This is a genomic window from Curtobacterium sp. NPDC090217 (assembly GCF_044746705.1).
Taxonomy (GTDB): Bacteria; Actinomycetota; Actinomycetes; order Actinomycetales; family Microbacteriaceae; genus Curtobacterium.
This window is the reverse complement of sequence record NZ_JBIVCR010000001.1, coordinates 1,347,565-1,361,965: the sequence shown is the minus strand read 5'-3', so window position 1 is coordinate 1,361,965 and position 14,401 is coordinate 1,347,565. Positions and strand designations below refer to the sequence as shown.

The window sequence follows — 14,401 nt, the reverse complement described above, 5'->3', positions numbered from 1 at the left end:
GCGCGCCGCATAGACTGGTCGGGTCCCACCCGACCCCCCGTGCTGGAGTGAACACGTGCCAACGATCGTCGTCGAGGTCATGCCGAAGGCCGAGATCCTCGACCCCCAGGGCAAGGCGGTGGGCAACGCCCTCGCCCGCCTCGGCAAGAACGACCTCACCAACGTCCGCATCGGCAAGCGATTCGAGGTGACCGTCGACGGACCCGTCGACGACGCCAAGCTCGCCGAGGTCCGCGAGATCGCGGCCGACATCTTCTCGAACGCCGTGATCGAAGACGTCGTCTCGGTCAGTGTCGCCGAGACCACCGTCGGCGAGACCACCGTCGCCGACGCGGAGTGACCTCCATGCGCATCGGTGTCATCACGTTCCCCGGTTCGCTCGACGACCGCGACGCCCAGCGCGCGGTCCGTCTCGCCGGAGCCGACCCCGTCGCGCTCTGGCACGGCGACCACGACCTGCAGGGCGTCGACGCCATCGTGCTCCCCGGCGGGTTCTCGTACGGCGACTACCTCCGTGCCGGCGCGATCGCGGCGAAGGCCCCGATCATGGCCGAGGTCATCGACGCCGCCGGCAAGGGCATGCCCGTGCTCGGCATCTGCAACGGGTTCCAGATGCTCGCAGAGGCCCGCCTGGTCCCCGGCGCGCACACGCGCAACGCGCACCAGCAGTTCATCCGTCGCGACCAGAAGCTCCGCGTCGAGAACGCGGACACCGCGTGGACGTCCGGCTTCGCCGCACAGCAGGAGATCACCATCCCGCTGAAGAACGCCGACGGGCGCTTCGTCGCCGACGCCGACGAGATCAAGCGCATCGAGGACAACGGCCAGGTCGTGTTCCGCTACGTCGGAGTGAACCCGAACGGGTCCATCGACGACATCGCGGGCGTCTCGAACGAGCGCGGCAACGTCGTCGGCCTGATGCCCCACCCCGAGCACGCGACGGAGCCCGGGTTCGGACCGGACACCCCCGCGGCGATGGCCTCCGGCACGGACGGCCTCACCTTCTTCACCTCCGTAATCGAGTCGACGCTCGTCAAGTGACATCACTTCGTCACTCACGTCAGTGATATGAGTGAGGCCGACAGTGATACAGTGACCTCACTGAGCAAAAGTGAGGCTGACGATGGAAACAAGTCAGGGTGACCTTACGTCGGTCGTCTCGTTGCTGCGAGCTGCGGGCACCGATACTGAACAGGTTGAGGCCAAAGCTGCGGTCCGCGACCTTCCGAGGACGATCTGGACTACCGTCAGCGCTTTCTCCAACGGCAGCGGCGGCCTGATTGTCCTTGGCCTCGATGAAGCGGCCGGATTCGTCCCTGCAGATGGCTTCGATGCCTCAGCTACACAAGATCGCGTTGCAGACGGCTTTAGACCTCGAGGCGCTCAGGAGCCGCCGGGACCACTGACGCCAGTCCCGCACGCGTCGATCAGTATCGCTGAGGTCGACGGTTCGCCGGTGGTGGTAGTAGATGTCTACGAAGCCGCGGTCACTGACAAGCCAACTTATGTGACGACACAGGGCCCGGAGAACGGCACTTACGAGCGCGTCGGTGATGGCGATCGCCGGATGAGTCGATACGGCGTTTACCTGCTCAGCAGCGACGTTCGCCAACCCGCGGACGACCGCCAGGAGATTGTCGGAGCCAGCGTCACGGACCTCGATTCAGAAGCAATCAGGCGCTTCATCGAACGCGTCCGTAGTCGTCGCCCACGCGCTGTAGTCGATACGCGCACGGATGATGAAGTTCTTCGCCGATTCAACGTGATAACCGGAACCGGCGTACCAACACTTGCTGGACTATTGACGCTTGGGAAGTACCCGCAGGAACACTTCCCACAGCTCGTGATCACATTCGCGTCTTACCCCGCCGCAACCAAGGCCGGGGCTAGCGGAGACGTGCGGATGCTTGATCGTCGAACTCTCGACGGGCCGATCCCTGACATGATCGACGATGCTGTACGCGTTGTAGACGAGAACTTACGGCATCGTCGTGTGAGTGCCGGCGGCGCCGGGGCAAGGGACGTTCCCGAGATCCCGCTGGATGCAATTCGCGAGGCAGTCACGAACGCTGTGTCACACCGGGACTACAGCGATTGGGCGAAGGGGGCGCAGGTTCAGGTCGAGTTGTACGCGGATCGACTCGAAGTCAATAATCCCGGAGGGATCTGGGGCGGCCGAAACGTCACTGACCTCTACGACGGCGAATCGCGATCGCGGAACGCAGTACTCGCATCGCTTCTTACGGAGGTACCGCTTCGCGGACGTGACGAGACGGTCTCAGAGAACGCAGGTTCAGGCATTCCGCGGATGACGGGCGTGCTGGAACGGGAGGGCCTGGCAGCCCCGAAGTTCATCGACGCCCGAACCTCAATGACGGTCACTCTGGACCGGCACGGACTCCTTGACCCGGAGATGGACACCTGGCTGACGCAGGTCGGCGCAGCCGATCTCCCGGAAGATCAGCGGAAAACTCTAGCGTTGGTCCACTCGGGCCGAATCGTGGATGACGGCCTCTTGGAAATCCAGCTCGGAATCGACCGTCGACGAGCTCGCGACACACTCGACACACTCGTACACAGGGGATGGTTGCAGTATCCGAAGCGGGTCGGGGCCGGATACACACCTGCCGCCCTGCTCATCGATGCCGAGGTCCTGGGGGGAGAGCTACTTGAGATTTTTCACGAGTTGCCGGAGACTCGAGGGCTGTCGCCAGAAGAGCGGATCATTGAGGCACTCCGAGGCGCCGGAGAACTCAGCATTCACGAACTTGCCGACCGTACTTCGCTCTCAGTTCCCACTCTGCGACAGAAGTTGCGTGTGCTGATCGATCAAGAAGTGGTCTGGCCGACGGCGCTTCCGCAGAGTCGCAACCGGCGGTATCAGCTCCGTCGGGCGCCGCGTGCCGGGCAGGGCTTGTCCCCGACGTAAACTGGGCCAGTGACGACCTACGCTCGCCCCAAGCCCGACACCGTCCAGGACGCCGCCGCGACGCCGGACAAGGACCAGCCGTACGAGGCCCTCGGGCTCAAAGCAGACGAGTACGCCAAGATCCGCGAGATCCTCGGCCGCCGCCCCACCTCTGGTGAGCTCGCGATGTACTCCGTGATGTGGTCGGAGCACTGCTCGTACAAGTCGAGCAAGAACTACCTCCGGCAGTTCGGCAAGAAGGTCACGCCGGAGATGACCGAGAACCTGATGGTCGGCATGGGCGAGAACGCCGGTGTCGTCGACGTGGGCAACGGCTGGGCGGTGACCTTCAAGGTCGAGTCGCACAACCACCCCTCCTACGTGGAGCCCTACCAGGGCGCGGCCACGGGTGTCGGCGGCATCGTCCGCGACATCATCTCGATGGGTGCCCGTCCGGTCGCCGTGATGGACCAGCTCCGCTTCGGTGCCATCGAGCACGAGGACACGGCGCGCGTCGTGCACGGCGTCGTCGGAGGCATCTCGTTCTACGGCAACTGCCTCGGCCTGCCGAACATCGGCGGCGAGACCTACTTCGACGCCGTGTACCAGGGCAACCCGCTCGTCAACGCCCTCGCGGTCGGCGTCCTCCGGCACGAGGACCTGCACCTCGCGAACGCCTCGGGTGCCGGCAACAAGGTCGTCCTCTTCGGCGCCCGCACCGGTGGCGACGGCATCGGCGGAGCGTCGATCCTCGCCTCCGACACCTTCACCGAGGGCGGCCCGACCAAGCGTCCGGCGGTCCAGGTGGGCGACCCCTTCGCCGAGAAGGTCCTCATCGAGTGCTGCCTCGAGCTGTTCCAGAAGGAGCTCGTCGAGGGCATCCAGGACCTCGGCGCCGCGGGCATCTCGTGCGCCACGTCCGAACTCGCCAGCAACGGCGACGGCGGCATGCACATCTCGCTCGACGACGTCCTGCTCCGCGACCCCACGCTCACGGCAGAGGAGATCCTCATGTCGGAGAGCCAGGAGCGCATGATGGCGGTCGTCACCCCCGAGAAGCTCGACGCCTTCCTGGCGGTCGTGAACAAGTGGGAGGTCGAGACCAGCGTCCTCGGCGAGGTCACCGGCACGGGGCGCCTCGTCATCGACTGGCAGGGCCAGGAGATCGTCAACGTCGACCCGCGCACCGTCGCCGTCGACGGCCCGGTCTACGACCGCCCGGTCGCCTACCCGACGTGGATCGACGCGCTGCAGGCCGACTCGGCGTCCGCGCTCGACCGACCGGACACCGGTCCCGCGATCAAGGCCCAGTTCCTGCAGCTCCTCGGCTCGCCGAACCTGTCCTCGAAGAACTGGGTCACCAACCAGTACGACACCTACGTGCTGGGCAACACCGCGCTCTCCTTCCCCGACGACGGCGGCATGATCCGCGTCGACGAGGAGACCGGGCTCGGCGTGGCCGTCGCGACGGACGCCAACGGCCGCTACTGCCAGCTCGACCCGAAGCAGGGCGCCCGTCTTGCCCTCGCCGAGGCGTACCGGAACGTCGCGGTCACCGGCGCGGTCCCGGCCGCCGTCACCGACTGCCTGAACTTCGGCTCCCCGGAGAACCCCGAGGTCATGTGGCAGTTCTCCGAGGCGGTGGAGGGCCTGGCGGACGGCTGCATGGAGCTCGGCATCCCGGTCACCGGCGGCAACGTCTCGTTCTACAACCAGACCGGCACCACCCCGATCCACCCGACCCCGGTCGTCGGTGTCCTGGGGGTCATCGACGACGTCGCCAAGCGCGTCCCGTCCGGCTGGCAGGACGACGGCCACAACATCTACCTGCTCGGCACCACGAGCCTCGAGCTCGACGGCTCGGCATGGGCCGGCACGGTGCACGGACACCTCGGCGGGCGTCCCCCCGCGGTCGACCTCGGCCGCGAGAAGGCCCTCGCCGAGCTGCTCCGCGCCGCCTCGGACGAGCAGCTGCTCACGAGCGCGCACGACCTGGCGGACGGCGGCCTCGGCCAGTCGCTCGCCGAGTCGGTGCTCCGCTTCGGTGTCGGCGCCCGGGTCGTGCTCGACGAGCTCGAGAGTCGTGACGGTGTCGACACCGCGACGGCACTGTTCTCGGAGTCGACCGGTCGTGTCATCGTGACCGTCCGGCGGGAGGACGACGTCCGCTTCCAGGGTCTCTGCAACGGCCGGGGCTTCCCGGTCCTGCGCATCGGCGTGACCGACGGCACCTCCCAGGCGCTCGAGGTCCAGGGCGCGTTCGAGGCTTCCGTGGACGAACTCCGCGGCACGCACGGCGCGACCCTGCCGACCCGGTTCGGCGACGTGATCGAGGAGACCGCGACCGAGGGCGTCCTGGGCCGCGGCCCGCTGGCGTCCGACGGCACCTTCTCGCCGCGCACCGACGGCTGAGCAGCAGCGTGAGCACCGATCCGCAGAACCTGCACGCCGACCCGGACACCGTGCGCGCCGCAGCCGGGAACCGGATCGTCACGCTGCCCTTCGCCGAGCTCGTCGACCGGTTCGGCCCCGTGCCGGACGGCATCGAGCTGGACGTGTGGGACGTCGAAGCACCGTACCCGCGCGCGGACGAGGTCGCCATCACGTTCCTGCCGTTCTACTTCCAGGGACGGCACCGCTGGCAGTACGTCCACGACCTGCCGAACCTCGAACTGCTGCAGCTGCCGAGCGCCGGGTACGAGCACGCCGTGCCGCACGTGCCCGGCCACGCCCTGCTGGCGAACGGTCGCGGGATCCACGACGACGAGACGGCAGAGCTCGCCGTCGGCCTGGCGCTGACGTCGCTGCGGGAGATCGGGCAGTTCCAGTTCGACCGCGCGAACGGCGTCTGGGACGCCCGGCAGACGCGGTCGCTGGCGGATCGACGCGTGACGGTCGTCGGCTACGGTGCCATCGGCAGCGCGATCGCGACCCGGTTCGAGGCGTTCGGGACCGACGTCACGGTGGTCGCCCGTACCGCCCGCGAGCAGGACGGCCGGCAGGTGCACGCCTTCGGCGAACTGCCGGAGATCGCCAGGACGACCGACGTCCTCGTGCTCATCGCCCCGCTCACCGACGAGACCGAACGGCTCGTCGACGCCGACCTGCTCGCGGCGCTGCCGGACGGTGCGCTCGTGGTCAACGTGGCACGGGGCAAGGTCGTCGACACCGACGCGCTGGTCGCGGAGCTCACGAGCGGTCGACTGTCCGCCGGACTCGACGTCACCGACCCCGAGCCGCTCCCCGAGGGGCACGCGCTCTGGACGACGCCGAACACGGTCCTGACGCCGCACGTCGGTGGCAACACGGACCTCAGCGTGCCGCGGTCGATCGAGCTCATGCGCCGTCAGGTGGCAGCGCTGGCCGAGGGCCGCACGTTCGAGAACCTCATCGAGGTCTGAAACGCGGAGCGAGCGCTACAGCGGGACGATGCAGGCGGGGCTGCCGACGGCGATCTGACCGGCGGGCTCCCCCACCACCCCGTCGTCGCCGAGCGGCAGGACGGCGATCGCGTCGGACATCTGGTTGGCGACGAGCAGGTAGCCGGGCACCAGGGCGAAGTGTCGCGGCCAGACACCGCCGCACGACCCTGATCCCACGACGGACAGGCCCCCGTCCGCCGCGGACAGCGTGACGATCAGGTCACGCCCGCGGACGGCGACGAACACGAGACCGGCCTCGTCGACCTCGATGTGGCTGAGGAGCGACTCCCCCACGGCCCCCTCGAACGTCGGGGCCGATGCGATCACCCGGAACGCCCCTGATTCGTCACGGCGCAGGCGGTGCACCCTGCCGTCGAGCTCGCCGGCGACGATGAGGTCGCCGTCGTACCAGGCCATGTGGCGCGGTCCGACGCCGGGCGCCACGTGGTGCACCCGCACCAGATCCAGCGACAGCGACAGCGACAGCGACAGCGACAGCGAAGCAGACGACGACCCGGCCGAAGCGGCCGAAGCGGCCGACCCGGCCGAAGCCCCAGGGGCCCCCACCCGGAACTCGTGTAGGGCGTCCCCGCCGAGATCAGCGACGAGCAACGTGCCGTCAGGCGTCGCGACCGACTGGTGGGCGTGCGGCCCCTCCTGCCGGTCCTCGACGGGCCCCGTGACGTCCGGCAGCACGGCGGTCACGACGGCATCGGACGGCACCACGACGGTGTCACCGGCCCCGTGCACCGCCGTCCCGACGACCCCGTCGCTCGCGAGCACGGACGCGGCGAGCGACTCGGCCGCGGCCAGGGACACCGCGGTCACGGTGCCGGAGACGTAGTTCGTGACGACGAGCGCACCGGACGGGTCGACCCGCACGTGGCACGGAGCGTCACCACCGGACGGCGCATCCCAGAGGTGTTCGAGCGCGCTGCCGGTGCGACGGAACGCGCTGACGGAGCCGTCTGCGGTCTCGGACACGGCGTAGACACGGTCACCCGAGACGGCGAGGAAGGACGGGTCGTCGAGCACGGCGACGGTCGACGCCGCCCCGGACTCGACGAACGAGATCCCGGTCGCGGTCCCACCCCCGGTCGCCGTGTAAGAGCCGACGAGCAGCGGCGGGAGGGCGGGCAGCGGCGGGAGCGCGGGCAGCGGCGGGAGGGCGGGCAGCGTCACGCTTCTCCCTCGGCGATCTGCTCGTGGTGGTGGATGACCTCGGCCACGATGAAGTTCAGGAACTTCTCCGCGAAGGCCGGGTCGAGGTGCGACTCCGCAGCGAGCGACCGCAGGCGTGCGACCTGGATCTGCTCGCGCGCCGGGTCGGCCGGCGGCATGCCGGCGCTGGCCTTGAGGTACCCGACGCGCTGCGTGTACTTGAAGCGCTCGGCGAGCATGTGGATGACGGCGGCGTCGATGTTGTCGATGCTCTGCCGGATGCTCTGCAGTTCAGCCACGGCCGCTTCGTCGTACTCGCTCATGTCCAGAGCCTAACGGCCGGACCCTGGCCACCAGGTGTCGGTTACGTCGGGAGCGCGAAGCCTGGGACAATGGAGTCCATGTCGGTGCTCCTCGTCATCTCGAGTGTGTTCGCAGTCCTCGCAGGGCTGGTGCACGTGTACATCTTCTTCCTCGAGTCGGTGGCGTGGACCAGCCCCCGCGTGCGGAAGATCTTCGGCATCGCGTCCGACTCCGAAGCCCGGGCGACCAGGTCCCTCGCGTTCAACCAGGGCTTCTACAACCTGTTCCTGGCGATCGGCGCGATCCTCGGTGTCGTCTTCGCGTTCACGGGCAACGGCGCGACGGGCTGGACGCTCATCGTGTTCGCGACCGCGAGCATGCTCGGCGCCGCGGTGGTCCTCGTCGGTACCGGCCGCCGCTACCTCAACTCCGCGTTCGTGCAGGGGGCCTTCCCGCTCATCGCCCTGCTCTTCGCGTTCCTCGGCTCGATGTTCGCGGGCTGATCCCGGCAGCACCGGTCGGGCAGACCGCCGGCCGCAACGCACTGGAGGCCCGACTCGCCACGTGCAGACCGCATGCGGTCCTGCAGATGGTGAGTCGGGCCTCCAGTCGATTCGGCGGCGTCAGCCCAGCTTGGACTCGAACTGGTCCGGCAGGCGCTTGAGCGCCCACTCGATCGCTGCGGTGGTCCCCATCGAGAACGCCGACGACACGTCCTTGTCGTCGAAGACGATGTAGTGACCGGCCTCGACCGACGGCACCTTCTGGAACAGCGGGTCGGACTCGGCAGCGGAGGCCTCGACGTAGATCGGCAGGATCACGGTCAGGTCGGCGTCGAGCAGGTCGAGGTTCTCGTTCGACAGGTGCACCGAGAACTCCTTGCCGGCTTCCTTGTCGATGCGGGACGGGATCGTGAAGCCGAGCTCCTGCATGAACTGCGCACGGCTGTCGGCCGATGCGTAGGCGCCGAAGCCCTCGGACGTGTACGCACCGATGACGGCGGTCTTGCCCGCGAAGTCCGGGTGGGCCTTGCGCGCGGCGGCGTAGGCGGAGTCGACGCCGGCGAGCAGCTTCTTGCCCTCGGCCTCCTTGCCGAGCGCCTTCGCGATCATCGTGGTCTGCTGCTTCGTCGATGCCAGGTAGTTCGACGCCCCCTTCGGGATCGCGACGGTCGGCGCGATCGCGGACAGCTTGTCGTAGCGGTCCTTGTCGCCGGAGGACTTCACGTCGAGGATCACGTCCGGCTTGAGCTTGAGGATGTCCTCGTAGCTCGGCTCGAGCGTGTTGATGATCTTCGGGGACTTGTCGTACGCACCCTTGAGCCACGGCCCGACACCGTCGCCACCGAACGCCAGCCAGTCGCTCGCGCCGACGGGCTGCACGCCGAGTTCGAGCGCCGTCTCCGCGTCACCCCAGCCGAGGGCGACGACGCGCTTCGGCTGGGACTTGATGGTCGTCGTGCCGAGCCCGGTCGTGATCGACACCGGGAAGGCGCCGTCGCCGGACGAGCCGGAGGAGGACGAGTCGGACGGGCTGCCGCCAGCGCATCCGGCGAGGACGAGCGAGGCGGCGACGACGGCACCGGTCGCGGCGAGCACGCGACGGAAGCGCTGCTTGGGGAGGGAGGATCGGATCACGTAGGTAAGGCTACCCTAATACCGCGCGACACTAGGCTGGCGATGTGGCTCTCTCGTTCCCCGACCCCGCCCGCACGCACCTCGCGGTGCTCGGCTCGCCGATCGCGCACTCCCTCTCGCCCACGTTGCACACAGCGGCCTACGACGTGCTCGGGGTGCCGTTCACGTACGGGAGGCACGAGGTCACGTCCGGCGGACTGGACGCGTTCGTCGCGGGGCTGGGTCCGGAACAGCGCGGGCTCAGCCTGACGATGCCGCTGAAGCGCGAAGTCCTGCCGATGCTCGATCGCACGACGGCGCTCGTCGACGAGCTCGGGGTGGCGAACACCCTGGCGTTCCGGGACGAGGGCGGCCGGGTCGTCCGCGCGGGTGCGAACACCGACGTCGAGGGGATCGTCCGTCCGGTCGAGGCGCTCGGGCACGTCCCCGGCGAGGCCACGATCCTCGGCGGCGGTGCCACCGCTGCGAGTGCGCTCACCGCGTCGTTGCGACTCGGCGCCCGGCTCGTCCGGGTGTTCCTCCGCGACACGACGAAGGCACGGGACCTCGTGGGCCTCGCCACGCGACTCGGCGTCTCGCTCGAGGTCCATCCCCTGGCGGACCTCGAGCAGGCGGGGCCGCTCGGCTTCGTCGTGTCCACGCTCCCGGGTGGCGCCGCGGATTCGTTGACGCTCGTGCCGTCCGGTCCCGACGCGCTGCTGTTCGACGTGGCGTACGAGCCGTGGCCGACCGCTGCCGCGTCGCGCTGGGAGGCAGCAGGTGGTCGCGTGCTGAACGGCCTGGACATGCTGACCGAGCAGGCCATCGGCCAGATCCGGTTCTTCCTGACCGGGGACGAGGACGAGCTCCTGCCGTCCGAGGCACTCGTCCGGCGTGCGATGCGCGTGTCCGTCGGCCTGCCGGAGACGATCGGGGCCTGAGAGCCAGGGCCGTCAGGACGCCCGGGAGCGCGCCTCGGCGTCGAGCAGCGCGACCGACACGTCCCACAGGCGGTCGGCGTCACGCGTGTCGAGCGCCCACGGCAGCACCCCGTACAGCCCGTCCTGTACGGCGTCGACCACGGCTGCCTCGTGGCAGTCCTCGAAGTACCGACCCGTCACATCAGCCAGCTCGGGTGCCGTCGCGAGCAGCACCGAGGTGGCCGCGCCCTGCTCCGGGGTCTTCACGACGTCCGCGGCGGCGATCTTCGTGGCAGCCAGGACGTCCGGGTCCCAGTGCTTCTGCAGCCCGGTCCAGATGCCACCGGGCATGCAGGAGTTCGCGGTGATGCCGTCCGCCGCCCAGCGGAGCCCGACACCGACCGCGAACAGCGCGTTCGCCGTCTTCGACTGGGCGTACGCGAGGCCGGGCTCGTAGGGCCGACGACGGAAGAAGAGGTCGTCGAACACCACGGGTGAGGAGCCGTGACCGCTCGAGGACACCGACACGATGCGCGCCGCGCCTGCCACCGCCAGGGCATCGTGCAGCCCGAGCGCGAGGGCGAAGTGGCCGAGGTGGTTCGTGGCGAACTGCGACTCCCACCCGGCTGGCGTGTACGACTCCGGAGCGTCCATGATGCCGGCGTTGTTCACGAGGACGTCGAGCGGACCGTCCCACGCCGCGGTGAACTCCTCGATCGACGCCGGCTGGTCCAGGTGCAGCTCGGCGACCGCGGGGGCAGCCCGGGCGGTGGTGCTGGCGATGTCATCGGCGATGCGGCGCCCGGCCGCGACGTCGCGCACGGCCAACGTCACGGTGGCTCCGGCTCCGGCGAGCGCGCGGGCCGTCTCCACACCGATGCCCGAGGCCGCCCCGGTCACGATCGCGGTGCGGCCCGTCAGGTCGATCCCGTCGAGGACGTCGGCTGCCGTCGAGTGGGCGCCGAAGGCGGTGATGTCGCGGCGCATGGGGCTCCCTGTCAGGACGACACGACTCCGTCGAGGTAGAACCAGCGGCCCTGCTCACGGACGAAGTCGCTCGTCTCCTCGAGCGTGCCACGCTCGGTGTCGGTCCGCCACCACGCGCGGAACGTGACCTGTCCCCGGGAGTCGAACGGGCCTCCGTCCCGGGTCGACAGGATGTCGAGCCGTGTCCACCGCTGATCCGCGTCGAGCTCGAGCGATGCCGGACGCGTGCTCGGGTGCCACGACAGGAGCAGGTACTCCGGCAGCCCGAGCGCGAACGCCGAGAACCGCGACCGCATGAGCCGCTCGGCCGTCGGCGCCGCGGCACCCGCATGCAGGGGTCCGCAGCACTCGCCGTACGGGTTGCCGCTCAGGCACGGGCAGCGCGAGGGCGCGTCCATGTCAGTCGACGAGGGAGAGCGTCACGGTGATGTTGCCGCGGGTGGCGTTCGAGTACGGGCAGATCTCGTGCGCCCGCTCCGCCAGTCGCTGCCGCGAGGCACCGTCGACCGCCGGCGCGTAGATGTCGAGCTCCACCGCGAGCCCGAACCCGCCGTTCCCGTTCCCGCCGATGCCGACCTCGGCCGAGACCTCGGCGTCCGTGGTGTCGAGCGACAGCTCGCGACCCGCCGCGTGCAGCGCCCCGAGGAAGCACGCAGCGTACCCGGCGGCGAAGAGCTGCTCCGGGTTGGTGCCCTCGCCGCTGCCGCCCATCTCCTTCGGCGGACGGGTGTCCAGGTCGAGCCGGTCGTCCTCGCTGCGGACGTGGCCGTCGCGGCCGCCCCCGGAGGCGTGGGCGACGGCGGTGTAGACGATGTCGAGACTCATGGCAGCAGGTGACCGCTCCAGGCTGGACGATTCCTGACGAGCGGCTCCACTCCGGGGACCACACCCGTCGGGATCGCGCCGCTCCGGGCGTGTCCGAGCGATCCTCGAGGACACCGAGTAGAACGGACGGCGTGTTCCGACTCGGATGGCAGGCCTACCGCACCCACTTCGGTGACGGCGTGTCCGTCGTCAAGGTCCGTCGCGCGCTCGTGTTCGGTGCCGTCGTCACGGTCGTCGCCGCCGCGGTGATGACTGGGCTCGACCTCGCGTTCGACTGGACCGGTCCCGGAGCCGGTCGCGCGATACTCGCCGTCGCGCTGCTGTCCCTCGGCGTCGGACTCGTCGCCATCGCGTGCTGCCCGATCGGCCGGCCGCTCGACCCTGCCGCGACGATCAACGGCCGGCAGGTCCGACCGGACACCGCCCGCACGGTCCGCGGCAGCGTGCAGCGGTACCTCGTGCGGACCATGCCCGCGATGCGTCCGGAGGACCGGCACGCGGTGCTCACCGACACGCTGCTCTACCGCCGCGGGGTCATCAAGGACGTCACCCAGTGGAGCCCGCTCGTCGTCGGTGGCCTGCTCGCGAGCCTCGCCGCACTGCTGCTCGGGACGTTCTCGCAGGTCGTCCCGTTGTGGTTCGTCCTCTACGCGGGCAACATCGCCGTGTGGCTGCACCGGCTGGGACGCGCCGAGCGTGCACGGGCGGTCGCCGAGACGCTCGCCCCGGCCAGCGAGCCCGCATGAGCCCGTCCTCCCTCGGGTGGTCGGTCTTCCGAGCGGACGTCGGTCGGGCGATCCCCGCGGAACGCCGCCGCCGGATGGCGCTCGTCGGCGTGCTGACCGCCGTGGCCGCCGCCGCCGTGCTCGTCGTTATCGGCTCGGTCGCACCGTGGCCGGACCTCCACCACCCATCCGCCCGGGTCGGCGCAGCGCTGCTCGCCCTCGCGTCCGGTGCCGTCGGCGTGGCAGTCGTCCCGTTCCGACCCCGAGCGGCCGACGGCACGCGCCTGTACTGGTCGGGGTCGCAGATGGCGGCGCCGGACCCGATCGAGCGGTACTTCCGCGCGAAGGACGCTCCGACGATCGACCCGGGTGACCGGGACGACGTCCTCCGTGACGCCGAGGCGGTGCGCGCCGGGATGGTGCCCGAGGTGTTCCGCGGACTGGTCCTCACTGCGGTGGCGGTGCTCGTGTTCGGGGCGCTCCTCCTGCTGGACGCCGCCGTGGTCTTCCCCGTCTGGCTCGGTGTCATCAGCGCTGGCCGCACCGTGGCGAACGTCATCCGGCTCGGCAAGGTCGAGCGGGCCAGGGCCCTCGCGGCGACCCTCCCCGACGTTCCGTCCACCCCGGCGAAGCCGGGAGAGTACCGACGCACCCCGAACGGCTCGAAGATCCGCCTCCCCGGCGACTGACCACTGTCGGGGGCGCGGGGCAGACTGGGCGCATGTGTGGCCGCTTCGTCGTCTCCGACACCACCGCCGACCTGCTCCCCGAGCTCATCGGTGAACTCGCCGATCGCACCGAACACGTCGACGAGGACACCGGCGTCGTCGGCACCGGGCTCGTCCCGAGCTGGAACGTCGCCCCGACCGACCCGGTGTTCGCGGTCCGGCAGCGCCACGGCGAGCGCGAACTCCCGCAGATCAGCTGGGGCTTCGTGCCGAGCTGGGCGAAGGACTTCGTCAAGCAGCGCCCGAAGCCGATCAACGCCCGGATCGAGACCGTGGCGACGAGCGGCATGTTCAAGCGGGCGTTCGCCACGAACCGGTGCATCGTCCCCGCGCAGGGCTACTACGAGTGGGTCGTGCGCGAGGACGGCAAGGAACCCCACTTCGTGCACGAACCCGGTGGCGCGCTGGCGATGGCCGGTGTCGTGAGCGCCTGGCCGGACCCGACCAAGCCCGAGGGCGACCCGGACAAGTGGAAGCTCTCGCTGGCGATCATCACGCGGGACGCCCACGTGGCTCCTGGCGAGGTCCACGACCGCATGCCGGCGTTCCTCACGCCCGACGGCTACGACGACTGGCTCGGCGGCGACCTGCACACCGACGACCTGCTGTCCCTGCTCGACCACGAGTCGCTCGCGGTCGCGGCGGGCCTCGAGCAGTACGAGGTCTCGCGCACGGTCAACAGCGTGAAGAACAACGGCCCGGAGCTCATCGAGCCGGTCGCCTGACCGCAGCCGTCGCGCCCGGCGCGACCACGGACTGCAGACGGGAGGCCCGGATCACGTCCGCCGTGTGGCGGACGTGATCCG

Annotated in this window: 16 protein-coding genes; 10 read left to right on the top strand and 6 right to left on the bottom strand. The window is 69.8% G+C overall.

Annotated elements, in window-relative coordinates:
• Positions 1 to 55 precede the first annotated feature (55 nt).
• The 5 genes from purS (at position 56) to ACIPJ2_RS06680 (ending at position 6,309) form a co-directional block, all read left to right on the top strand.
• The gene (gene purS / locus ACIPJ2_RS06700) at positions 56 to 340 is read left to right on the top strand and encodes a phosphoribosylformylglycinamidine synthase subunit PurS (protein ID WP_402728116.1); all 285 of its coding nucleotides are present in this window, start codon (positions 56 to 58) and stop codon (positions 338 to 340) included.
• A 5-nt stretch (positions 341 to 345) separates the two neighbouring features.
• Complete coding sequence (gene purQ / locus ACIPJ2_RS06695; RefSeq protein WP_281266892.1) at positions 346 to 1,041, top strand: phosphoribosylformylglycinamidine synthase subunit PurQ; 696 nt, start codon at positions 346 to 348, stop codon at positions 1,039 to 1,041.
• A gap of 70 nt (positions 1,042 to 1,111) precedes the next feature.
• A complete protein-coding gene (locus ACIPJ2_RS06690; RefSeq protein WP_402728115.1) occupies positions 1,112 to 2,929 on the top strand; it encodes an ATP-binding protein in 1,818 nt (605 codons plus the stop codon).
• A 9-nt stretch (positions 2,930 to 2,938) separates the two neighbouring features.
• Entirely contained in the window at positions 2,939 to 5,320 is a 2,382-nt protein-coding gene (gene purL, locus ACIPJ2_RS06685; protein WP_402728114.1) for a phosphoribosylformylglycinamidine synthase subunit PurL, read from the top strand.
• Between the two features lie 8 nt (positions 5,321 to 5,328).
• Positions 5,329 to 6,309, top strand: coding sequence for a 2-hydroxyacid dehydrogenase (locus ACIPJ2_RS06680; RefSeq protein ID WP_402728113.1), 981 nt, complete (start codon positions 5,329 to 5,331; stop codon positions 6,307 to 6,309).
• Positions 6,310 to 6,324: 15 nt separating this feature from the next.
• Here the strand turns inward: ACIPJ2_RS06680 and ACIPJ2_RS06675 are convergent, their stop codons facing one another.
• Together ACIPJ2_RS06675 and ACIPJ2_RS06670 are read right to left on the bottom strand one after the other, a co-directional pair.
• Positions 6,325 to 7,512, bottom strand: coding sequence for a lactonase family protein (locus ACIPJ2_RS06675; protein WP_402728112.1), 1,188 nt, complete (start codon positions 7,510 to 7,512; stop codon positions 6,325 to 6,327).
• The gene (locus ACIPJ2_RS06670) at positions 7,509 to 7,814 is read right to left on the bottom strand and encodes a chorismate mutase (protein WP_402728111.1); all 306 of its coding nucleotides are present in this window, start codon (positions 7,812 to 7,814) and stop codon (positions 7,509 to 7,511) included. Before ACIPJ2_RS06670 ends, ACIPJ2_RS06675 begins: the two co-directional genes overlap by 4 nt.
• 78 nt (positions 7,815 to 7,892) lie before the next feature.
• Between ACIPJ2_RS06670 and ACIPJ2_RS06665 the strand changes: the two genes are divergently transcribed.
• Positions 7,893 to 8,297 carry a DUF1304 domain-containing protein gene (locus tag ACIPJ2_RS06665; protein ID WP_402728110.1) on the top strand — a complete coding sequence of 135 codons (405 nt, stop codon included), beginning with the start codon at positions 7,893 to 7,895 and terminating at the stop codon, positions 8,295 to 8,297.
• Between the two features lie 120 nt (positions 8,298 to 8,417).
• On the opposite strand, the gene ACIPJ2_RS06660 is transcribed toward ACIPJ2_RS06665, so the two are convergent.
• Positions 8,418 to 9,431, bottom strand: coding sequence for an iron-siderophore ABC transporter substrate-binding protein (locus ACIPJ2_RS06660; protein WP_402728109.1), 1,014 nt, complete (start codon positions 9,429 to 9,431; stop codon positions 8,418 to 8,420).
• A 44-nt stretch (positions 9,432 to 9,475) separates the two neighbouring features.
• On the opposite strand from ACIPJ2_RS06660, the gene ACIPJ2_RS06655 reads away from it, so the two are divergent.
• Complete coding sequence (locus tag ACIPJ2_RS06655) at positions 9,476 to 10,351, top strand: shikimate dehydrogenase family protein (protein WP_402728108.1); 876 nt, start codon at positions 9,476 to 9,478, stop codon at positions 10,349 to 10,351.
• A 12-nt stretch (positions 10,352 to 10,363) separates the two neighbouring features.
• Here the strand turns inward: ACIPJ2_RS06655 and ACIPJ2_RS06650 are convergent, their stop codons facing one another.
• From ACIPJ2_RS06650 to ACIPJ2_RS06640, 3 genes are read right to left on the bottom strand one after another with little or no spacing between them, the layout of a single operon-like run.
• Positions 10,364 to 11,317, bottom strand: coding sequence for an SDR family NAD(P)-dependent oxidoreductase (locus ACIPJ2_RS06650; protein ID WP_402728107.1), 954 nt, complete (start codon positions 11,315 to 11,317; stop codon positions 10,364 to 10,366).
• An 11-nt stretch (positions 11,318 to 11,328) separates the two neighbouring features.
• Entirely contained in the window at positions 11,329 to 11,715 is a 387-nt protein-coding gene (locus ACIPJ2_RS06645) for a YchJ family protein (protein ID WP_402728106.1), read from the bottom strand.
• A 1-nt stretch (position 11,716) separates the two neighbouring features.
• Entirely contained in the window at positions 11,717 to 12,142 is a 426-nt protein-coding gene (locus tag ACIPJ2_RS06640; RefSeq protein ID WP_402728105.1) for an organic hydroperoxide resistance protein, read from the bottom strand.
• A 131-nt stretch (positions 12,143 to 12,273) separates the two neighbouring features.
• Here ACIPJ2_RS06640 and ACIPJ2_RS06635 point away from each other — a divergent pair, with 131 nt between their 5' ends.
• Genes ACIPJ2_RS06635 through ACIPJ2_RS06625 form a run of 3 tightly spaced genes read left to right on the top strand, consistent with a single transcriptional unit; the run spans position 12,274 to position 14,320 of the window.
• Positions 12,274 to 12,888: a hypothetical protein gene (locus tag ACIPJ2_RS06635; protein ID WP_402728104.1), complete on the top strand. Its 615-nt coding sequence runs from the start codon at positions 12,274 to 12,276 to the stop codon at positions 12,886 to 12,888.
• Positions 12,885 to 13,556, top strand: coding sequence for a hypothetical protein (locus ACIPJ2_RS06630; protein WP_402728103.1), 672 nt, complete (start codon positions 12,885 to 12,887; stop codon positions 13,554 to 13,556). The genes ACIPJ2_RS06635 and ACIPJ2_RS06630 overlap by 4 nt, the downstream gene beginning before the upstream one ends.
• Before the next feature lie 32 nt (positions 13,557 to 13,588).
• Positions 13,589 to 14,320, top strand: a complete 732-nt coding sequence (locus ACIPJ2_RS06625; protein WP_281266880.1) for an SOS response-associated peptidase — start codon at positions 13,589 to 13,591, stop codon at positions 14,318 to 14,320.
• The last annotated feature ends 81 nt before the right edge of the window (positions 14,321 to 14,401 follow it).